Origin of the sequence: Nonomuraea fuscirosea, from assembly GCF_003001935.1 — a bacterium.
In the GTDB taxonomy this organism is placed as follows: domain Bacteria; phylum Actinomycetota; class Actinomycetes; order Streptosporangiales; family Streptosporangiaceae; genus Nonomuraea; species Nonomuraea fuscirosea.
This window is the reverse complement of sequence record NZ_PVNG01000028.1, coordinates 64,661-86,040: the sequence shown is the minus strand read 5'-3', so window position 1 is coordinate 86,040 and position 21,380 is coordinate 64,661. Positions and strand designations below refer to the sequence as shown.

The following is a 21,380-nucleotide window of genomic DNA, read 5'->3' as shown; positions in this document are numbered from 1 at the left end:
GGGATCTCCTCCGCGGTCACGGGGTCTCCTCCGCGTCGATCTGCCGGTCCAGCTCCGCGCCCAGGCCGCGCAGGACGTCCTGGACCATGCCGACGATGGACACGTACACGCCGAGGTCGAACAGCAGGCCGGTGGACAGGTGCACGTGCCCCAGCAGCGGCACGCTCACGTCCGTGGCCAGCATCTCCAGTGCCGCCCGCCCGAACAGCAGCCCGATCAGCGCCGTGCCGGCCGACAGCGTCAGCCCGGCGCCCATCAGCACGCCCGCGTGCGCCGGCACGGCCACGGCCAGCTCGTTCCTGCCGCCCGCCAGGTAGCGCACGGTGATCGCCAGCCCGGCCACGATGCCGCCGGCGAACCCGCCGCCGACGCCGCTGTGCCCGATGAACAGCAGGAACACCGACAGTGTGAGCACGGTGTGGAACGTCAGCCTGGCCACCACCTCCAGCGCCAGCGCCCGCTGCCCGCGCGGCAGCGTGGCCGCCAGCCAGTGGGGACGCTCCTCGGTGCGGTGCCCGGCCAGACTCCGCTCGATGGCGAACGTCCTGCGCCGCAGGAACACCATGCTCGTCACGCCCAGGGTCAGCACGATGACCACCGCGCTCTCGCCCAGCGTGTCCCACGCCCGGATGTCGAGGATGATGGCGCTGACGATGTTGCGGGCGCCGGACTCCCTGGCCGCCTCCTCCATCAGCGCGCCGACCGGCTCGGTGCCCCGCGCGGCCATGGCCACCATGCCGCCTCCCGAGGCCACCACGCCCACCGCCAGCCCCAGCGCCAGCCTGACCGCCACCGGCACCCGCCCTCTGACGGGCTGGATCGGCAGCCGCCGCAGCACCAGGGCGAACACCACCAGGCTCAGCGTCTCGGCCAGGAACTGGGTCAGCGCCAGGTCGGGGGAGCCGTGGGCGAGGAACAGCAGGGCGGTGCCGTAGCCGGTGAGGCCGACGACGAGGGCGAGGAGCACGTACGCGCGAGAGAACAGGGCCAGCACGGCGGCGGCGGCCAGCAGCGCCACGACGATCGGCTGCTCAGGGCGCTGCCAGGCCACGATCGGCACGTCCACGTGGGGCGCGCCGCCGTAGACGACGGAGAACAGCCCGACCCCGACCGCCGCCAGCAGCGTCAGCATCAGGTAGTCGGGCACGGATCCGCGCTGGATGAAACCGGTGAGCTGGATGGCGAAGCGGTCCAGCCGGCGTACGGCCAGCCAGAAGAGCTGGCCGGAGTCGGCCACGTGCAGCGCCGCCCCCGCCCGTGCCACCGGCGCCCTGGTCAGGAAGAGCAGCACGCCGGCGGCCAGCGCCAGCGCGGACAGCAGCAGCGCGGGTGTGAAGCCGCTCCACAGCGCGAGATGGGAGTGATGGCCCGCTTCGCGGAACGTGTCCGTGTAGCCGGACATCGCGCCGGCGTACCAGGAGGTCAGCGGGGCGAGCACCAGCCCCAGCACGGCGAGCAGCGCGGCGGGGCCCGACATGGCCGCCGGCGTCGGGTGCATCGGGCGCGGCGGCACGCCGGGCTTGGCGGCGAACGCCCCCCACAGGAAGCGCAGTGTGTACGCGGCCGTCAGCGCCGAGCCCGCCACCACGCCCACCAGCGCCGGCGAGCCCATCAGCGACTCCAGCGCCGCCTCTTTCCCGGCGAACCCCGCCAGCGGCGGCAGTCCCGCCATCGACGCGCCCGCCAGCACCGCCGCCGCGCACACCCACGGCATCGCCCGCCCGGCTCCGCTCAGCTCGCGCAGGTCCCGGGTGCCGGCCGCGTGGTCGACGATGCCCACCACCAGGAACAGTGCCGCCTTGAACAGCGCGTGCGCCAGCAGCATGCCCACGCCGGCCAGCGCCGCGCCCCTGGTGCCCGCCCCGAACAGCAGCACCAGGAAGCCGAGCTGACTGACCGTCCCGTAGGCCAGCAGCCGTTTCAGGTCGTTCTCGCGCAGCGCCCGCCAGCCGCCCAGCAGCATCGTCACCACGCCGAGCGGCACCGCGACCGCCCGCCACAGCGTCAGGTCGCCGTACGCGGGACCGAGCCTGGCCAGCAGGTACACCCCGGCCTTCACCATGGCCGCCGCGTGCAGGTACGCCGACACCGGCGTGGGCGCGGCCATCGCGGCCGGCAGCCACGTGCTGAACGGGAAGATCGCCGACTTCGACAGCGCGCCCACCAGCACCAGCACCACGGCGGCCGGAGCGAGGCCGGGAGGGCTGGCCACGATCTCCGAGATCCGGTACGTCCCCGCCGCCTGCCCGAGCAGCACGAACCCGGCCAGCATGGCCAGCCCGCCGAGCGTGGTGACCGTCAGCGCCTTCATCGCGGCCTGCCTGCTCGGCCGGCTCTGCGGGTCGGAGCCGATGAGCAGGTAGGAGAAGACCGTGGTCAGCTCCCAGAACACGTACAGCAGCAGCAGGTTGTCGGCGGTGACCAGCCCCAGCATCGACCCGGCGAAGGCCACCATCACGCCGCCGTAGCGGCCGAGCCCCTCGTCGCCCTCGGGGAAGTAGCGGGCGCTGTAGCAGAGGACGAGCACGCCGACGCCGGTCACCAGCGCCGTCATCAGCAGCGCCAGGGGGTCGACGCGGAAGGAGAGCTCCAGGCCCGCCACCGGCGCCCACGGGGTGCTCTCGCGGGCGGGCAGCCCGCGCCACCCCGTCCAGCCCGCGTACGCGAATCCGGCCGCCGGAGGCAGCGCCAGCAGTGCGAAGGAGGCCCGGCCCAGGCGGACGACCAGCCAGGGAGCACAGGCCGCGGCGACCGCGTGCAGAATCAGCAGCGACTCGACAGGCTGCAGGGGACCCACGGGCTCCTCGGGCTCTCGGGCGGGAATTTCGGGTTACGTCCGCCCAATCTCTCCCGCCACGCCACCGCGGCCACGCAGGCGCGGCCGGGATTGACCCGAACGTCACCAGTCCCACACCGAGGGGTGGAACTGGTGCCGCCGGCCCCTAAGCCTTCTCGTTCGTGCAGGTGCTCGGTTTCGGCGCCACCGCCGTGATGAGGTACCGGTCCACCTTGGCGTCCAGGCACGCCGAGCCGGTGGCGTAGCCGGTGTGGCCGTCGGCGTCGTTGGTCAGCAGCACGCCCTTCGACAGCTGCCCGGCCAGCGCCTTGGCCAGCTTGTACGGCGTCGCCGGATCACGCGTGGTGCCCACGACCACGATCGGCGGCGCGCCGTCGGCCGTCACCTTCTTCGGGTAACGGGTGCCCTTGACCGGCCAGTACGGGCACGGCTCCTCGGGATGGTCGACGCAGTTGACGGCCATGAGGGCGTCGAGGCTGTTGTCGTACCTGCCGTCCGGCATGCGCCCGTTGTAGCCGTCCGCCAGCAGCAGCAGCTTGGTGCCGTCGCCGCTCTCGTACGCCTTCGCCAGCGCCCGCCGCAGCAGCGGCCAGCTGGAGGCCTGGTACATGGCGGCGTTCACCGCGGTGCGCACGATGGCCTCGTTGACCTGCCTGCCGTCGTGGTCGTTGCGCAGCGGCGACTCGTCGGCCCGCCGGTAGAGCTCGTCGAGCTGCTTCATCGCCGCCTTGACGGTGTGCACCCGGAACGGGCAGTCCTTGGACCTGAAGCAGTCGCGCAGGAACGACTTCGTCGCCACGTCGAACCCGCGGTCCTGGTCGGCGTAGAAGTCCGCGGCGGGCTGCGAGGGGTCCTCGGCGCCGTCCAGCACCATCGTCCTGATGCGCTTCGGGAACAGGTCGGCGTAGATCGAGCCGAGGTAGGTCCCGTACGAGAAGCCCAGGTAGTTCAGCCGCTGGTCGCCCAGCGCGGAACGCAGCACGTCCATGTCCTTGGCCACGTCCACGGTGCCCACATGGGACAGCAGCGCCTTGCCCGAGTGCGCCAGGCAGGACTTGGCGAACACCTTGTCCCACTTGTCCGCCCGCTTGGCCTCGGCGCGGTTGTCCGGGGTGGGGTCGAGCGCGAGGTAGGTGTCCTGCCTGACGGTGTCCAGGCAGCGCACCGGCGAGGAGCCGCCGACGCCCCGCGGATCGAAGCTGACGATGTCGAACCGCTCCCGCACGGCCGGCGAGACCGTGGCCCCGCTGCCCTTCAGCGCGTCCACGCCCGAGCCGCCCGGGCCGCCGAAGTTGAGCACGAGCGAGCCGATCTTCTTGCCGGTGGCGGGCAGACGGGTCAGCGCGATCTTGATCTTCTTGCCGTCCGGCTTGGCGTAATCGAGCGGCACCGTCACGTCCGCGCATTCGTAACCGTCGCCGCAGGCGGTCCAGGCCGGTCGCTGCTGATAGTAAGCGCCAAGCCCGCCGGGCTCCGCGGCCTTGACCGGGCAGGCGGGGCCCGCCACGGCGAGCAGGCCCGCGACCGCGGGCGTCATGACTTTGCTTAGAATTCGCATACTCAGACATGGGTAGGCAAACGATTCGACGACCTTTATAGGCAACGGAAAAGATCCATCGCAAGTGCCATCAGATCGTTTAGGGCGCGCATTTGCCCAGGTGCGCGGCGGGGAAAGGGATAGCGATTTTAGTAAAGAAATTCGCGCCGCCCGGCCCTTTTCCCCGCCCTGCTCACCAGGCCATCGGGCCCCTCCGGTCACGGAAGACCCCGGTGGGACCGTCCTTCCCGATGGTGGCCAGTTCGACGATCGCGTCGGTCCCCTCGGTCACCGTCTGCGGTCCCCTGTGCGCGTTGAAGTCGGTCGCGGTGTAGCCCGGGTCGGCCGCGTTCACCTTCACGTCGGGCAGGGCCTTGGCGTACTGCGTCGTCAGCATGGTCACGGCGGACTTCGACGGCGAGTAGAGCGGCTCGACGGCCTTCGACTCCGGGCGCGCGGGGTCCTGCGTGGCGGCGAACGACCCCATGCCGCTGGACACGTTGACGATGACCGGGTTCGCCGACCGGCGCAGCAACGGGAGGAACGCGTGCGTCACCCGGACGATTCCCACCACGTTGACCTCCAGCACCTCCCTGGCGTCGGCGGCGGTGATCCGGTCGGCGGGCTTGTGCGTCCCGTGCACGCCCGCGTTGTTGACGAGGACGTCGATGTGGCCCTCGTGCGCTTCGATGTCGGCGGCGGCCGCGGCCACCGAGCTGTCGTCGGTCACATCGATCTGGACGAAACGGGCGCCGAGCGCGTCGGCGGCGGCCCGGCCGCGCTCCGGGTCGCGGGCGCCGACGAGGACCGTGTGCCCGGCCTCGATCAGGCGGCGGGCGGTCTCGTACCCGAGTGACTTGTTGGCTCCGGTGATGAACGTCGTGGTCATGCCTCCACTCTCGGCCGGTGGCGAGCGGGCGGGCCAGTGCCCTGCGCGACGGTGGGTCGGCCAGTACCAGGCAGGACGGCGGGGCGGGGAGGCATGATGGAGGATGTGGACGAGACCTTGGGAACGGCGCTGCGCCGCTGGCGCGACCGCCTCTCTCCGGCCGACGTCGGGCGGATCGCGCGGGCCGGGCGGCGCGCGGCCGGGCTGCGCCGCGAGGAGCTGGCCGAGCTGGCCGGCCTGTCGGTCGACTACGTCGTACGGCTGGAGCAGGGCCGTGCCACGCACCCGTCGGCGCAGGTCGTCGCGAGCCTGGCCAGGGCGCTGCAACTGGAGCCCGCAGAACGCGACCACGCCTACCGGCTGGCCGGCCTGCTGCCGCCGCGCGACGGGACGATCTCCACGCACGTTCCCGCCGGGGTACAGCGGATGGTGGCCCGCCTCGGGGAGTTCCCCGTGGGCGTCTTCAGCGCCGACTGGACCCTGCTGTCCTGGACGCCCGCGTGGGCGGTGCTGATCGGCGATCCCGCCGCGCGCTCACCGGCCGAGCGGAACCTGGTGCGGGCGGTCTTCGCCACCGGGCCGCGCGGGCTGGCCTCCTGGCCCGTGCTGAACGACGGTGACGGGCTCAACCGCGCGCTCGTCGCCGACCTGCGTACCGCGCTCGTCGACCACCCGGCCGACCGCGGCCTGACCGACCTCATCGCCGAGTTGCGGGTCGGCAGCGCGGAGTTCGCCCGGCTGTGGGACGAGGGCGCGGTCGGCCGGCACGTCTCCGCCCGCAAGGTCATCGTGCATCCCCAGGTCGGCGAGGTGACGTGCGACTGCGACGTGCTCACCGTCCCCGGGTGCGAGGTCCGGCTCGTCCTCTACACGGTGGCGGCGGGCTCGGCCGACGCGGAGAAGCTGGAGTTCCTGCGGGTCACCAACGGCCTGTCCGCCGACGGCTCCGCACCTTCGCTGCGCGGCCCGTTCCCCACGCCGTGACCCGGCCGCCTGGTCAAGCGGCGGTGACGGCGGGGGTCGTCGGACGCATCCTGGTGTAGAGGAACAGGGCGAGCCCGCCCAGAATGGCCACCAGCCCCAGGATCGACAGCCCCAGCGTGTACGTCCCCGTGGCCGCCAGCAGCGCGCCCACCAGGGCCCCCGCCACGACGCCGCCCCCGCCGGCCCCGAAACCGTTGATGATGCCCGTCGCCGGGCCCACCACGTGCGCGGGCAGGTCGGTCACCGCGATCGCCCAGATGTTCGGCGTGTACGCGGCGGTGAAATAGCCCAGCCCGAGGCAGATCAGCGAGAACTGCGCCACCGGCGACCCGGTCAGCGCCACGCACGCCAGCAGCACGCCTCCCACCACCAGGCCGGAGACCGCGATCGGCCCGCGCCGCCCCGTACGGTCGCCGAGGAGCATCATCGGCACCGTGAGCACCAGCGAGACGAGGTACGGCGCGGCCGACAGCAGCCCGTTCACGCTCGGCGCGAACCCGAACGTCGGCACGATCAGCGGGATGTACAGCGTGATGCCCCAGAACAGCATGCCGTTGGCGAAGTAGCTGAAGACGAGCAGCAGGAAGCGCCCGCCGCCGAAGGCCGCGAACGTGAGCCGCCCGCCCGCCCCGCCGCCGCGTTCCGCCGGGGTGGCGCGAGTGGTGGTCCCGGGCGCGGCCGGCAGGAAGCGGGCGTAGAGCGGCAGGACGACGAGCAGGCCGATCGCGCCGAGCGCCCAGAACATCGGCCGCCAGCCGAACGACGCCTCGATCGGGGTCAGCAGGAAGAACCCGAGCGCCAGCGCGAGATACTGCCCGTAGTACTGGATCATGGCGCTGGCCCGGGTCATCTCCCGCTCGTCGAACCAGGCCTTGGCCATCCTGAACTGCTGCGGCCAGTAGACCCCCTCGAACACGCCGACGCCCACGCGCAGCGCGACGAGCACGCCCACGGAGTCGGTGAACCCGATGAGCAGCGTGCACAGTGAGTAGCCCGCGACCGTGACGAGCAGGATCCACTTGGCGTCCACGCGGGCGGTGAGGAAGCCGCCGAGGAAGTTCGAGATCAGATATCCGACCAGGAACGCCGTCAACGCCAGGCTCGACGTGGCGGCGAAGCCGTCGCCGGCGAAGCCGAGGTCGGTGCTGATGTTCTTGATCCCGATCGACAGGTTCGAACGGTCGAGGTAGGCGACGAACAGGCCGACGAGCAGCAGCCCGCTGATGCGCAACCACTTGTGCGGAAGCGAGGGGACGGTGGCGGGAAGGGGGTGCGGGGTGGAACGCTGATCCGATGGCACGGGGTCTTCCTTAGAGCTGGAACTGTGGTGGTGGTCAGGCCCGGTACGCCTCGATCACCGAACGGTCGATCTCGATGCCGAGCCCGGGACCATGGGGCACGGACATCACCGGCCCGATCTCCAGGTCCGACAGGGTCTGGCGGAACGAGTTGGGCGCCTGGTCGAGCTCGATGACCGGCGGCGTGCGCCCCAGCGAAGGAGTCACCACCGGCAGCGCGGTGGCCAGGTGCAGCCCGGCCGCCACCGTGATCGCCGACCCCCACACGTGCGGCAGCGTCGGGATGCCGTGGACGCTCGCCATGCCGGCGATCAGCAGCGTCTCGCGCAGCCCGCCGCAGGCCGTGGCGTCGGGCTGGAGCAGGTCCACCGCCCGCGACTCGATCAGCTCGGCGAAGCCCCACCGGGTGAACGCCGACTCGCCGCCCGCGATGGGCACCGCTGTGGCCGCCCGCAGCTCGCGGTAGCCGGCCAGGTCCTCGGGGATGACCGGCTCCTCGAAGAACCACAGCCCGTCGGACTCGGTCTCGCGGGCGAACGCCAGCGCCTCCGCCGTCGTGTAGCCGCGGTTGGCGTCGGCGGCCAGGCGCACGCCGGGGCCGAGCGCGGCGCGTACGCGGTGCACGCGCTCGACGTCGGAGCGCAGGTCGGCGCCGACCTTCATCTTGACGTGGCGGTAGCCCTGGTCGAGGAGGTGACGCGCCTCCGCCTCCAGGTCGCCGGCCCACTCGCCGTCGTAGTAGAACGCGGAGGCGTAGGACTCGAACGAGGCGGGCGCCCGGCCGCCGAGCAGCCGGTGCACCGGCTGGCCGAGCGCCTTGCCGACGGCGTCCCACAGGGCGATCTCGATGCCGGAGACGGCGGCGATCGGCACCCCCGCGCGGCCCCACTCGCGGCTGCGGTTGTACATCGACTCCCACAGGGCCACGTGCTCGAACGCGTCCGCCCCGATCAGGAGCGGGGCGAAGACCGTCTCGATCAGCGCCCGGCTGCCCTCGGCCGGGCCGAAGCACTCGCCCCACCCGGTGACGCCCTCGTCGGTCACGATCTCGACGAGGCAGCTGGAGCGCGCCTCCCAGTGCCACTGGGACATGCCGAACGGCGTCCGCAACCGCTCGGTGACGACGTGCGTCTCCACCCGGTCGATCTTCATGACCTCTCCTCGTTCGTGTCCGGCGCGGCGGTCTTCGTGTCCGACCCGGTGACCTGCGTAGCCGGCCCGGCGGTCTTCATGGCCGGTGCGGCGATCTTCGTGGACGGTGCGGCGACGGAGCCGCGCCGGATCAGCGTGCTCGGCACCACCCGCGGGCCGGGGGCGACGCTCTCGCCCGCGGCCAGGTCGAGCAGGAGCCGCCCGGCCAGGGCGCCCATCTCCTCCACCGGCTGGTCGATCACGGAGATGGGCGGGCGGTGCAGCGTCATCCAGCCGGCGTCGGTGAACCCCACCACCGAGACGTCCTCGGGGCAGCGCAGACCGGCCGCCATGATCGCGCTGACGATCCCCTCGGTGACGAGCGCGTTGAACCCGACCATCGCGGTCGGGCCCGTCGCGGTTGGATTCGTCGCGGCCGGGCCCATTGCGGCCGGGCCTGGTCGCGTGCCGAGCAGCTCGCCGGCCGCGGCCTGCGCGCCCGCCCTGGTCCCGTCGGTGTGCCGGACGATCCCGCGCCGCCCGGGGTGCCGGGCCAGCGCCTGGTGGAAGCCCTCCTCGCGGGCGCGGGCGGTGGAGGCCTGCTCCGGGCCGGAGATCAGGGCGAGCTCCGTGTGCCCGTGCGCGATCAGCTCCTCCGCCGCCGCCCTGACGGACTCCCGCTCGTCGGTGACGACGGCGGGCACGGGCAGGCCGTCCAGCACCCGGCTGACGCTCACCACGTGCCCGTACGCCGGCAGGTCCGCCGCGCTCAGCGAGCTGCCCACCGACGGGACGATGACCAGCCCCGTCGGCCGGTACGAGCGCAGCAGCTCCAGCTGGCGGCGCTCGATGCGGGCGTCGTCGTCGCAGTTCATCAGCATCAGCGAGTAGCCGCTGCCGGACAGCCGGCGCTCGATGGCGCGGTGCAGCCGGGCGTAGAAGGGGTTGCCGATGTCGGCCACCAGCACCCCGACCATCGGGGTACGGGAGGCGCGCAGGCTCCGGCCGACCGCGTTGGGCCGGTAACCCTGCGCCTCGATCGCGGCCAGCACGGCGGCCCTGGTCTTCTCACTGACCTGGCCGGTCCCGTTGAGGACCCGCGACACCGTCTGGGCGCTCACCCCGACCGCCCGCGCGACCGTGTAGATCGTCGCCTTCGCTTCCGCCACCGTCCGGCTACTCTCCGCGCTGTTATCGATAACTGTGGACAAAACCGCACGTTACCCCGTCGCGGGACGGAGCGACAAGCCCCATCCCGAACCCGGCCAGATCGCCCCCCGGCGTTCCCATGCGAGCGCCGAACGCCCGTGATCTGCTCGCAAACAGCGGTCCCGCCGCCGGTCTCTCCCGCTACGGTGGCGTCCGGACAATCGTGCGGCGAGGGGAGCGGGGCGATGGCGGAGCCGCCACGGGTGCCGCCGGAGATGTTCCGGTTCACCACCACCGAGCGGGCCGACCTGCACACGGCGGTCCTGCACGCCTTCGGCGAGGCCGGCGAACGGCTCGAAACGGCCCTGACGGTCGAGCAGGTCCGCGAACGGCTGCGCGAGTCGGGATGGTACGCCCCGGTACGCGAGCAGGAGCTGGCCGCCACGCTCAAGCAGCTCGCGGGCTGGGGCCTGCTCGACGTGATCTTCAACCACGCCGGCAGCTTCGCCACCGCCGAGGAGTACGAGCGCAAGAACCTGCACTACTCGCTGACCAGGCGGGGCGAGGCGGCGGTCGCGGGCGTCCGGCACGCCATGGCCGCGCTGGAGTCGGCCGGCGCGCTGCAGACGGCTGTGCTCGACGCCATCGCCGACCGGCTGCGCGAGCTGGACGCCCTGCTGCGCGACCCCGACCCCGGCCGTGACCGGCGCATCTTCACCGCGCTCCAGGAGCTGGAAGGCCACCTCGAAGGGCTGCGCGGCAACACCCAGCGCTTCAACGGCGAGCTGCAGCGGCTGCTGCGCGTCGAGGGCGCCGACCTGGCCACGTTCCACGAGGTCAAGGCGGCCACGGTGGCCTACCTCCAGGAGTTCGTGACCAACCTGGAGCAGCGCGGCGACGCCGTCGCGGCCGGCGTGCGGGCCGTGGCCGGCCACGGCGTCGGCGTGCTGCACGCCCGCGCGCTCGACGGCGCCGACCTGCCCAGGGTTCCGGGGGCCGACCACGCCACCCCGTGGCTGGCCGCGAGACGGGCCAGGTGGGAGGGGCTGCGGCAGTGGTTCGCGCCCGAGGAGGGGTCCGCCGACCCCCGGCCGCGCGTGCGGCAACTGCACGACGTGGCGCGGCGGGCCATCGTCTCGCTGCTCCAGGTGCTCGACCGGATCACCGACTCGCGCCGCCGCTCCTCCAGCGCCGCCGCCGACTTCCGTACGCTGGCCCGCTGGTTCGCCGCCGCGCCCGGCGAGCAGGACGCGCACCGGCTGTGGGAGGCGGCCTTCGGGCTCGGCTCGGCCCGCCATGCCCACCTCGGGCACGCTGACGCCGAGCTGATCCCGGCCGGGGTGCCCTGGGCGCGGGCCGCGCCGGTGGAGGTGTCGGCGCTGCTGCGCTCGCGCGGCCGTACCGAACGGATGGGCCGGACCGGCCGGGTGCGCGACGTGGCGGCGCTGCGGGCCCAGCGCAGGGCGCTGGCCGGACGGGAGCGGGCCGAGCTGGAGGCCGCCTGGGCGGCGCTGGTCACGACCGGCGCGATGCGGCTGTCGCGGATGGGCGACCTCGACCACGACACGTTCGGCCGGCTGCTCGACCTGCTCGGCCGGGCCCTGGCCGAGCGGCCCGACTCCACCGGCTTCCGGCGGGCCGTCACCTCCGACGGCCGGGTCGAGATCGTGCTGCGAGCGCCCGACGACGGCGCGGTGGCGGTGCTGCGCACGCCCGCGGGCTGGTTCAGGGGGCCCGACTACCTCATCGACGTGCGTTCCCTGGGCGAGGCGCGCGGCGGCGCGGGCCTGCGCGGGCGGGCGGCGGGCGAATGAGCAGCCTGGCCAACCAGCTCGTCCGGGCCGAGAAGGAGGAGATCGCCCGCGCGATCAGGACCCTGCTCGGCCGCCCGCTGGTGTCCCGGCACGACGACCCGGCCGCGTTCGACCTCATCAGGAAGCGGCGTCAGCCGCTGATCCAGTGGTTCGACTACTTCTGCGGCTGGCGGCTGGTCGTGGAGCCGCGCCAGGGGTACGCCCGGCTGGTCAAGGTCAAGACCGAGCCCGGCGCCACCCGGCCGGCGCGCCGCCGCCGTACCACCAGGGCGCCCTTCGACCGCCGCCGCTACACACTGCTCTGCCTGTGCGCGGCCGAACTGCTCACCTCGCCGGTCACCACGATCGGGATGCTGGCCCAGCGGGTCGTGCAGGCGGCGGCGGTGGAGGACGGGGTGCCCGCGTTCGACCCGGTCAGGAGCGAGGAGCGGGCCGCGTTCGTGGACGCGCTCAAGCTGCTTGAGCACTACGGTGCGCTCACCGCCATGGACGGCGCCACCGACGCCTACCTGGACGACGAGGAGGCCAAGGTGCTCTACCGGGTGGACACCACCCGCGTGATCCGCCTCCTGGCCGCCCCGGTCCCGCCCTCCCGTGTGGCCGCCACGCTGGAGGGCGGGCCTCCGGCGGCGAGCGCCGGACCGGCAGGGGAGCGGCCGGCAGGGGAGCGGCCGGCAGGGGAGCGGCCGGCAGGGGAGCGGCCGGTGGGGGAGGGGTCGCCTGTGACGGCGGCGCTGACGTTCGAGGCGCGTTACGGGGGCGACGAGCCGACCGCCACGCAGCGCAATCTCTGGGCCCGCCACTCGCTCATCCGCCGCCTGCTCGACGAGCCCGTCGTCCACCGCGACGAGCTCACCCCCGACCAGGCCGCCTACGCCGACTCCCTCACCGGCCGCCGCCTGCTGCGCCGCGCCGCCGGGGAGGCCGGGTTCGTGCTGGAGGAACGCGCCGAGGGCTTCCTGCTCATCGACCCCGACGGCATCGCCACCGACACCCGCTTCCCCGACGACGGCAGCCACGCCAAGGTCGCCGCCCTCCTCATGCTCGACCTGCTCGTCACCTCCGGCCCCGTCACCGACGCCAGGCTCGACGCCGAGGCGGCCGGGCTGCTGCGCCGTTTCCCCCAGTGGGCCAAGGCGTACCAGTCCGACGGGGGCGGGCCGCGGCTGGCCGCCGACGCGCTGGAGGTGCTCACGTCGTTCGGGCTCGCCCGCCGCGCCGGGGGCCGGATCGCCGCCCTGCCCGCCGCCGCCCGCTACCGCAACCGTCCGCAGAACTCCGGCCTCCAGCTTCAGGCTTCGCACGTACAGGAGGAAGTTTGACGGTCACCGAGCTCACCCCGTCGCGCCCCGCGCACGGGATGGACGCCCGCTGGACTCCCGTACGCGCCGGGATCCTCAACGTGTGGCGCTACTACGACGAGGTGTTCGAGTTCCACCGGGGGCGGCTGCTGCTGCGCGGGCCCAACGGCAGCGGCAAGTCCAAGGTGCTGGAGCTGCTGCTGCCGTACGTGCTGGACGCCAGCCTCAAGCCGAGCCGGCTGTCCACGTTCGGCGGCACCGAGCGCACCATGCACTGGAACCTCATGGGCGACGGCGCCGGCGGCGCCACCCGGGTCGGCTACGTGTGGCTGGAGTTCCGGCACGCCGACGGCCGCTGGTTCACCTGCGGCGCCCGGCTGCAGGCCACCGTCCACACCAAGAACGTCACCGCCACCTACTTCACCACCGAGGCCCGCGTCGGCGCCCCCGACGGCGTCAGTCTCAGCGGCGAGGCCGGCCAGCCGCTGACCAAGGCGCAGCTCGCCGACGAGCTGGACGGCTGTGGAACGGTCCACGAATCGGCCGCCTCCTATCGAACCGCTGTACGCCGGACCCTCTACCCCGGGCTCAACGAGCAGCGCTACGACTCCCTGCTCACCGCGCTCCGCCAGCTCCGCACGCCCAAGTTGTCCGAGCGGCTCGATCCGGGGCTGCTGTCGGAGCTGCTGTCCAGCGCGCTGCCGCCGCTGGGCGAGGGCGAGATCCACGAGATCGCCGAGGGGTTCGAACGGCTCGACCGCCGGCGCGAGGAGCTGCGGCTGCTCGACCGCGACGTGGAGGAGGCCGACCGGCTGGCCGTCCGGCAGCGCGGCTACGCCCAGCGGGTTCTGCGGGCCGCCGCCCACGCCGTCACCTCCGCCGGCCACACCCTGGAGACGCTCGCCGCCGAGGTCAGGGCCAGGCGCGACGGGCTCAAGGAGGCCGAACGGGAGCTCGATGCCACGACGCTGCGGCTGGGGGAGGAGGAGGCCCAGGAGCTGGCCCTGGCCGCGCAGATCGACGGGCTTAAGGAGAGCGAGGCGTACCGGACGGGCGGCGACCTGCACCGGCTGCGCACCGAGGCACGCGCCGCGCACGAACTGGCCGCCCGCCTGCGCGACCAGGCCGGCCAGGCGGCCCGTGCCGTGACGGCCAAGCAGGAGCTGTCGGCCCGCGCCGCCGGCACGGCCCGCGCCGCCGCGGCCCTGGCCGACCGCGCCCGCGCGGAGGCCCGCCACGCGGCCGAACGCGCCGGCCTGCTCAGCGTCCACGAGGAAACCGAACGAACGGTCACCGACGCCACCCCGACCCTTCACCAGGACGACCCCACCCAGCCCGCGCCCGCCGACCCCGCGTCCGGTGGTCTGGCGTCGGGCGCCCCCGCATTCGGCGCCCTCGCGTCCTCCGCCCCCGCCTCCGGCGCGCCCGCGTCTTCCGACTCCGGGTCCGGCGCGCCCGCGTTCGGCGGTCATGCGAGTGGTGGCCCGGTCTCCGGGGCCGGCGGTGGCGGGCCCGCTGATCGGGTGTCCGGCGGTCGGGTGCCGGACAGTGATGAGGCTGTGCGGCGGGCGCGGGAGTTGTTGCGGGCCGCCGTCACCAGCCGGGCCGCGCAGATCAGGGACGTCAGGGCGGGGGCCGTCCGGCACGACGAGGCCGTCAGGCGTCGTACCGCCGCCGAGCACGAGCGCGACCAGGCCCGCGACGACCTGGCCGCCGCCCAGGAGGCGCACGAGAAGGCCGGGCGCCGGTGTGAGGAACGCGCCCGCGATCTGGCCGCCGCCCTGGCCGACTGGGCGGGCGGCTGCGCGCAGCTCCAGCTCGATCCCGGTACGCTCGCCGGGCTGGCCACCGACTTCGGGCGGGCCGACGACCTGGTCGGCACCGCCAGGACGATGGCCGCCGTCGAGCTGACCACCCGCGAGCAGCACGTCACGAGCCGGCGCGCCGGGCTGCTCACCGAGCGCGCCGAGCTGGCCAAGGAGCGCGAGAGCCTCACCGACCAGGCCGTACTGGAGCCGCCCGCCCCGCACGCTCGCGCCACCGCCACCAGACCGGGACGCCCGGGCACCCCGCTGTGGCGGGCCATCGCGTTCAGGTCGGGGCTCGACCCCGTCGCCCAGGCCGGGCTGGAGGCCGCACTGGAGGCGTCGGGCCTGCTCGACCTGTGGCTGCGCCCCGACGGCGGGTTCGACGCCGGCGAGCACGACGCGTTCGCCGTGGCCGCGCTGTCCAGGCCCGCGCCCGGCTACAGCCTGGCGCACGTGCTGTTCACCGAGGCCGACTCGCCGGTGTCCGCGGACACCGTGCTGGCCGGGATCGCGTTCGCGCCCACCGCGATCGGCGTCGACCATCCCGCCGTCATCGGCGCGGACGGCACCTGGCGGCTGGGCCCCGCGACGGGCCGCTGGGTCAAGCCCGAGCCCTCCTACATCGGCGCCACCGCTCGCGAGCGGGCCAGGCGCCGCCGCGTCGCCGAGCTCGACGACCGGCTCGGCGAGCTCGCCGGGCGGATCGCCGAGTGCGACCACCTGCTCGCCGTCATCGAGGCCGACCGCGACACGCTGACCGCCGAGCTGCGGCGCAGGCCCGACCGGACGCCGTACGCCGACGCGCTTCAGGACCTCGACGGCGCGGTAGGCAAGGTCGCGCTGCTGGAGGACCGGCTCCGGGCCGGCGAGCAGCGCCTGCGCGAGCGCGAGCAGGACGTCGGCCGGTCGCTGCGCCACCTCACCGAGCTGGCCGACCGGCATGCCCTGCCCGCCGCGCCGCCCGCGCTGGACAACCTGGAGGAGGCGCTGCGCGGCACCGAGACGACCGGCACCGTCTGGCACGACCGCCGCGCCGACGCCCGCGCCGCGCGGGAACGCGCCGAGCAGGCCGAGGCGACGGCGGGCGAGTACGAACGCCTGGCCGTCCAGGCGGTCGAACGGGCCGAGGAGGCCGCCGCCGCCGCGATGGTGCTGGCCGAACGACTGTCCGCGATCGAATCCGCCATCAAGCCGGGCATCGATCGCGCGACCGGCTCCGCCGACGGCTCAGGACACGGATCTGGGGACACGTCGGACATCGATCGCGAGGACGGGGCCGGGCAGGCGCACGTACTGGAGCGGCTGCGCGAGGCCCAGGGCGCTCACCAGGCGTGCCGTCGCCTGATCAAGTCGATCAACGACGGCCTGGCGAAGCTGAACGCCGAGCTCGGCCGGCTCAGGGGCGAGCTCGGCACCGCCGAGGACCGGCACGCCGAGGCCAGGCGGGAGCGCGACGAGGTGTCCGGGCGCTTCCGCCGCCTGGCGGCCGGGCACCTGCCGGTGGACGCCGGGGTGACGATCGAGCTGGCGCCGGAGGCCGGGACACGGGCGGTGCTGGAGGCGGCCAGGGCGGTGGCCGAGCAGCTGGCGGCCGTCCCGTACGAGCACAAGAACGTCAGGGAGGCCGAGACGCGGCTGCAGGACGCCTTCCACCACGCCAGGGAGATCCTGGCCGGTCGCGCGGACCTGGAGCTGGCCCCGGAGGAGGACGTGCAGGTGCTCACCGCCACCGTCAGCGGCGTGCGGGCCGGCGCCGCCGCGCTCAGCCAGGTGCTGCGCGAGGAGCGCGACGAGCGGCGCACCGACATCACGGAGGCCGAGCGGGACCTGTTCGACCGCACGCTGGCCGGCGACACGCGGCGGCACCTGGCCGACCGGATCAGGCAGGCGACCGCGCTGGTCGAGAGCATGAACCAGCGCCTCGAACGCGTCCGCACCGCCTCCCGGGTGGCGGTGCGGCTGGTGTGGCAGGTGGACCCTGCCCAGGCGCCCGGCACCCGCGCCGCCCGCGACCTGCTGCTGCGCGACCCCGCCGGGCTGAGCGAGGCCGACAAGGAGGCCCTGTACGTCTTCTTCATGGACCGCGTGGAGGAGGCGCGGGCCGACGACTCCTCGGCGAGCTGGGAGGACCAGCTGATGAAGGTGCTCGACTACACGGCCTGGCACCGGTTCGTGGTCCGGCTCGACCGCGGCGACGGGCAGGGCTGGCAGGAGCTGACCAGGAAGCTGCACGGGGCGCTGTCGGGCGGGGAGAAGGCGATCGCGCTGCACCTGCCGCTGTTCGCCGCCGTGGCCGCGCACTATCAGACCGATCCCGGATGCCCGCGGTTCATCCTGCTGGACGAGGTGTTCGTCGGGGTGGACAGGACGAACCGGGGGCAGGTGTTCGACCTGCTGGTGGACCTGGGGCTGGACCTGGTGCTCACCTCCGACCACGAGTGGTGCGAGTACCGGGAGCTGGACGGGATCGCGATCCATCAGCTCATCACGGGCGACGGCGACGACGCGGTGACGACCGCCCGTTTCGTCTGGAACGGCTACCGCACGGTGCCGGGCGACTGACGTCGTCCGTAGTGGTCTCGGACGGTGCCGGGCGACTGACGTCGTCCGTGGTCCCGGTGCGGGATCGACGCAGGGGGACGGTTATCGGGCAGGGCCGGACGACCGACGTCCGGTCAGTCGGTCGCGCCAGGGCGGGTCGGCCCCGGGGACCGAGCACGTCAGCGCCGCCACCTCGGCCGCGAACGTGGCCGCCGCCACGGCGGTCTCCAGGTCGAGGGCGTCGAGGCGGCCCCCGAGCAGGCCCCGCGCCTCCAGGTCGTGCAGCAGCCCGGCGGTGAACGCGTCCCCCGCGCCGACCGTGTCCACGACCCGCACCCGCGGCGCCGGCACCTCGGCCCGTTCGCCGTCCAGGGAGATCAGCGCGCCCGCCGCGCCCTTGGTGACGACGACGAGGCGGGCGCCGGCGGCGTGCCAGGTGTCGCAGGCCCGCTCGTACGGCACGCCGGGGAGCAGGAAGTCCACGTCGTCGGTGCTGAGCTTGAGGATGTCGCTCCACGCGCACCAGCGCTCCACCCGGTAGTCGTCCCTGGTGGCGAAGCCGGGACGGACGTTGGGATCGATCGAGACCGTGGCGCGGGAGCGCACGGCGCGGGCGAACTCCTCCACCGCCTCGCCACCCGGCCGCCTGACCAGCGCCAGCGAGCCGGTGTGCAGGCAGGAGGCCGGGCCGAGCCGGTCGCCGTCCAGCTCGTCCGGGGTCCAGCCCCAGTCGGCGGTGCCGTCGGCGTAGAAGGTGTAGACCGCCCGGCCGTCGGCGTCGAGCGCGGCGACCGCCAGCGTGCTCAGCTCGCCGGCCGCGACGGCCGCCGACAGGTCCACCCCCGAGGAGGTCAGGTGCGCCCGGAACAGGTCGCCGAAGACGTCATGGGAGAGCCGGCCCAGGAACCGGGCGGCGGTCCCCAGCCGAGCCAGCGCCACCGCCGTGTTCGCCGGCCCGCCACCAGGCAACACCCGCAGCGCCATCCCCACCGGCCTGGCGCCCGGTCCGCTCGCCGGTCCGCTCGCCGGCCCGTCCTCTGGTCCGCCGGCGGGCCCGTTCTCCGACCCGCCTGTCCGCCCGCCCGCCGGCCCGTCGGACGGGCGGACAGGCGGGTCGGCGGGGCGGTGGTCGGTGAAGGCGTCGGCGACGCACTCGCCCAGGACAGCGATCATGGTCCGGCCTGCCTCTCGCCGCCTGTTGCCGATTCGTTACGGCACAAGGGCATTGACGTTTCCCGGATCGAAGCTCATCATCGCAGCACAGCCGATGTCAACGATGACATATGTCAACGATGACATTGAATCCCCCCTGTTAGGAACCGCAATGAACGCGAAGCTTCCTGCCGGAATCCTGGTCACCGTGCTGCTCGTCGCCGGCTGCGGCGGCGGCGGAGGAGGGGGCACGCAGAGCGCCTCCGCCACCAAGGTCGGCCTGATCACCAAGACCGAGACCAACCCGTTCTTCGTCAAGATGAAGGAAGGCGCGCAGAAGGCCGCCCAGGCCGGCGGCCTGGAGCTGATGAGCGCCGCGGGCAAGTTCGACGGCGACAACGCCAGCCAGATCACCGCGATCGAGAACATGGTCGCCGCCGGGGTGAAGGGCATCCTCATCACCCCGAGCGACACCAAGGCCATCGTCCCGGCGATCAAGAAGGCGCGCGACGCGGGCGTCCTCGTGATCGCCCTCGACACCCCCACCGAGCCGCAGGACGCCACCGACGCGCTGTTCGCCACCGACAACTTCAAGGCCGGCGAGCTGATCGGCCAGTACGCCAAGGCCGCCATGGCCGGCGAACCCGCCAAGATCGCCACCCTCGACCTGGCCCCCGGCATCACCGTCGGGCAGCTCAGGCACGACGGCTTCCTCAAGGGGTTCGGCGTCCAGGAGGGCGACCCGTCGATCGTCTGCTCCCAGGACACCCGCGGTGACCAGGCCAAGGGCCAGACCGCCATGGAGAACTGCCTGCAGAAGGCCCCCGACATCAACCTCGTCTACACCATCAACGAGCCGGCCGCGCTCGGCGCGCACACCGCGCTGAAGGCCAAGGGCCGCGACAAGGACGTGCTCGTCGTCTCCGTCGACGGCGGCTGCACCGGCACCAAGGCCGTGCAGTCCGGCCAGATCGCCGCCACCAGCCAGCAGTACCCGCTGAAGATGGCCGAGGAGGGCGTCAAGGCCGTGGCCACGTTCGCCAAGAGCGGCCAGAAGGCCAGCGGCTACACCGACACCGGCGTCACGCTCATCACCGACAAGGCCGTCACCGGCGTCGACGCCGAGGACACCGCCTTCGGCCTGGCCAACTGCTGGGGCTGAGCATGGCCGTGACGCAAGCGACGACCCACGCGACGCTGCCGCGCCGCCTGGCCGCCACCCCGGTCGCGGGCCCGCTGGTGGCGCTCCTGCTGGCCTGCCTGTTCTTCGGCGTGAACAGCGGCCAGTTCTTCACCGGCCCCAACTTCTCGCTGATCATCCAGCAGGTCATGGTGGTCGGCACGCTGGCCATCGGGCAGACCCTGATCATCCTGACCGCGGGCATCGACCTCGCCTGCGGCGCGATCATGGCCTTCGGCGGGATCGTGATGACCAAGCTGGCCGTGGACACCGGCCTGCCGCCCGTGCTCGCGCTGGCCGCCGGGCTCGCCGTCTGCGCCGGGTTCGGGCTGGTCAACGGGCTGCTGGTGACGCGGATCTCGCTGCCGCCGTTCATCGTGACGCTGGGCATGCTGAACGTGGTCTTCGCCCTGACGCACATCTACTCCGACGAGCAGACGGTGACCGAGCTGCCCGCGCTGCTGACGGTGCTCGGGCAGACGTTCCAGGTCGGCCAGACGAACGTCACCTACGGCTCGCTGCTGACGATCCTGCTGTTCGTGCTGTTCGCGTACCTGCTCGGCTCCACCGCGTGGGGCCGGCACGTGTACGCGCTGGGCAACAGCCCGGAGGTGGCCCGCCTGACCGGCATCAGGACCGGCCGCCTGACCGTCGGCGTCTACACGGTGGCCGGCCTCGTCTACGGCATCGCCGCTCTCCTCCTGGTCAGCCGGACCGGCGTCGGCGACCCCCAGGCCGGCCAGACCGACAACCTGGACAGCATCACCGCGGTCGTGCTCGGCGGCACCAGCCTGTTCGGCGGCCGGGGCCTGGTCCTGGGGACGCTCGTCGGGGCGCTCATCGTGGGCGTCTTCCGCAACGGGCTGCAGCTCATGGGCGTACCGTCGATCTACCAGACGCTCATCACGGGCATCCTGGTGATCCTCGCGGTCACCGTCGACCAGCTCTCCCGCAGGAGGAACCGATGACGAGCCCGCCTACGCCGATCCTCCAGGCGCGCGGCCTGGTCAAGCGCTACGGTCACGTCACCGCGCTCGACGGCGCGGACTTCGACCTCATGCCCGGCGAGGTGCTGGCGGTCATCGGCGACAACGGCGCCGGCAAGACCAGCCTGATCAAGGCGCTGACCGGCGCGCTGCAGCCCGACTCGGGCGAGATCCGGCTGGACGGTGAGCCGGTGCGCTTCCGCGACCCCCTCGACGCGCGCCGGCACGGGATCGAGACCGTCTACCAGGACCTGGCCATCGCGGCCTCGCTCGACATCGCGACGAACATGTTCCTGGGCCGGGAGGTGCGCAAACCCGGCCTGCTCGGCACGGTCTTCCGGATGCTCGACAAGAAACGCATGCGGGAGGAGTCGGCCCGGCACATGGCCGAGCTCAAGATCGGGCTGCGCTCGCTCACCCAGCCGGTCGAGTCGCTGTCCGGCGGGCAGCGGCAGGGCGTGGCCGTGGCCAGGGCGGTGGCGTGGGCCACGAACGTCGTGGTCATGGACGAGCCCACGGCGGCGCTCGGCGTCAAGGAGTCCGGCCAGGTGCTCGACCTCATCCGGCAGGTCCGCGACCGGGGCACCCCGGTGGTGCTGATCAGCCACAACATGCCGCACGTGTTCGAGATCGCCGACCGCGTCCACGTGCAGCGCCTGGGCCGCAGGGTCGCCGAGCTCAGCCCGCGCGACCACAGCATGGCCGAGGTGGTGGCCATCATGACCGGCGCGCTGCAGCTGTCGGACGGGAAGTCCGTGGTCCACGACGAGGACGCGGCGAAGGCGATCGGCCTGTAACGGGATCTAGGTTGAC

The 21,380-nt window shown here is 73.4% G+C and carries 14 protein-coding genes; 7 read left to right on the top strand and 7 right to left on the bottom strand.

Going from position 1 to position 21,380, the window contains the following annotated elements; genetic code table 11:
• Nucleotides 1–16: 16 nt before the first annotated feature.
• From B0I32_RS47315 to B0I32_RS47305, 3 genes are all read right to left on the bottom strand, one after another.
• Nucleotides 17–2,797: a Na+/H+ antiporter subunit A gene (locus B0I32_RS47315; protein ID WP_245956590.1), complete on the bottom strand. Its 2,781-nt coding sequence runs from the start codon at nucleotides 2,795–2,797 to the stop codon at nucleotides 17–19.
• 145 nt (nucleotides 2,798–2,942) lie between these two features.
• Entirely contained in the window at nucleotides 2,943–4,334 is a 1,392-nt protein-coding gene (locus tag B0I32_RS47310; protein WP_106250958.1) for an alpha/beta hydrolase, read from the bottom strand.
• A 193-nt stretch (nucleotides 4,335–4,527) separates the two neighbouring features.
• A complete protein-coding gene (locus B0I32_RS47305; RefSeq protein ID WP_106250956.1) occupies nucleotides 4,528–5,223 on the bottom strand; it encodes an SDR family NAD(P)-dependent oxidoreductase in 696 nt (231 codons plus the stop codon).
• A 105-nt stretch (nucleotides 5,224–5,328) separates the two neighbouring features.
• On the opposite strand from B0I32_RS47305, the gene B0I32_RS47300 reads away from it, so the two are divergent.
• The gene (locus B0I32_RS47300) at nucleotides 5,329–6,207 is read left to right on the top strand and encodes a helix-turn-helix domain-containing protein (RefSeq protein ID WP_106251073.1); all 879 of its coding nucleotides are present in this window, start codon (nucleotides 5,329–5,331) and stop codon (nucleotides 6,205–6,207) included.
• A gap of 13 nt (nucleotides 6,208–6,220) precedes the next feature.
• Here the strand turns inward: B0I32_RS47300 and B0I32_RS47295 are convergent, their stop codons facing one another.
• Genes B0I32_RS47295 through B0I32_RS47285 form a run of 3 tightly spaced genes read right to left on the bottom strand, consistent with a single transcriptional unit; the run spans nucleotide 6,221 to nucleotide 9,805 of the window.
• The gene (locus tag B0I32_RS47295; protein ID WP_106250954.1) at nucleotides 6,221–7,507 is read right to left on the bottom strand and encodes an MFS transporter; all 1,287 of its coding nucleotides are present in this window, start codon (nucleotides 7,505–7,507) and stop codon (nucleotides 6,221–6,223) included.
• A gap of 34 nt (nucleotides 7,508–7,541) precedes the next feature.
• Entirely contained in the window at nucleotides 7,542–8,657 is a 1,116-nt protein-coding gene (locus B0I32_RS47290) for a mandelate racemase/muconate lactonizing enzyme family protein (protein ID WP_106250953.1), read from the bottom strand.
• Nucleotides 8,654–9,805: a LacI family DNA-binding transcriptional regulator gene (locus B0I32_RS47285; protein ID WP_181308562.1), complete on the bottom strand. Its 1,152-nt coding sequence runs from the start codon at nucleotides 9,803–9,805 to the stop codon at nucleotides 8,654–8,656. The genes B0I32_RS47290 and B0I32_RS47285 overlap by 4 nt, the downstream gene beginning before the upstream one ends.
• A 225-nt stretch (nucleotides 9,806–10,030) precedes the next feature.
• Here B0I32_RS47285 and B0I32_RS47280 point away from each other — a divergent pair, with 225 nt between their 5' ends.
• From B0I32_RS47280 to B0I32_RS47270, 3 genes are read left to right on the top strand one after another with little or no spacing between them, the layout of a single operon-like run.
• Nucleotides 10,031–11,599, top strand: coding sequence for a TIGR02677 family protein (locus B0I32_RS47280; RefSeq protein ID WP_219912372.1), 1,569 nt, complete (start codon nucleotides 10,031–10,033; stop codon nucleotides 11,597–11,599).
• Nucleotides 11,596–12,921, top strand: a complete 1,326-nt coding sequence (locus B0I32_RS47275) for a TIGR02678 family protein (protein WP_106250949.1) — start codon at nucleotides 11,596–11,598, stop codon at nucleotides 12,919–12,921. The genes B0I32_RS47280 and B0I32_RS47275 overlap by 4 nt, the downstream gene beginning before the upstream one ends.
• Nucleotides 12,918–17,270: a TIGR02680 family protein gene (locus tag B0I32_RS47270; RefSeq protein WP_219912371.1), complete on the top strand. Its 4,353-nt coding sequence runs from the start codon at nucleotides 12,918–12,920 to the stop codon at nucleotides 17,268–17,270. The genes B0I32_RS47275 and B0I32_RS47270 overlap by 4 nt, the downstream gene beginning before the upstream one ends.
• Nucleotides 17,271–17,351: 81 nt before the next feature.
• Here the strand turns inward: B0I32_RS47270 and B0I32_RS47265 are convergent, their stop codons facing one another.
• Nucleotides 17,352–18,422: a carbohydrate kinase family protein gene (locus tag B0I32_RS47265; RefSeq protein ID WP_245956588.1), complete on the bottom strand. Its 1,071-nt coding sequence runs from the start codon at nucleotides 18,420–18,422 to the stop codon at nucleotides 17,352–17,354.
• A gap of 151 nt (nucleotides 18,423–18,573) precedes the next feature.
• Here B0I32_RS47265 and B0I32_RS47255 point away from each other — a divergent pair, with 151 nt between their 5' ends.
• The 3 genes from B0I32_RS47255 to B0I32_RS47245 are packed head-to-tail and all read left to right on the top strand — an operon-like array spanning nucleotide 18,574 to nucleotide 21,364.
• Complete coding sequence (locus B0I32_RS47255; protein WP_106250944.1) at nucleotides 18,574–19,563, top strand: sugar ABC transporter substrate-binding protein; 990 nt, start codon at nucleotides 18,574–18,576, stop codon at nucleotides 19,561–19,563.
• An 8-nt stretch (nucleotides 19,564–19,571) separates the two neighbouring features.
• Complete coding sequence (locus B0I32_RS47250) at nucleotides 19,572–20,549, top strand: ABC transporter permease (RefSeq protein ID WP_219912370.1); 978 nt, start codon at nucleotides 19,572–19,574, stop codon at nucleotides 20,547–20,549.
• The gene (locus B0I32_RS47245) at nucleotides 20,546–21,364 is read left to right on the top strand and encodes an ATP-binding cassette domain-containing protein (protein ID WP_106250940.1); all 819 of its coding nucleotides are present in this window, start codon (nucleotides 20,546–20,548) and stop codon (nucleotides 21,362–21,364) included. Before B0I32_RS47250 ends, B0I32_RS47245 begins: the two co-directional genes overlap by 4 nt.
• The last annotated feature ends 16 nt before the right edge of the window (nucleotides 21,365–21,380 follow it).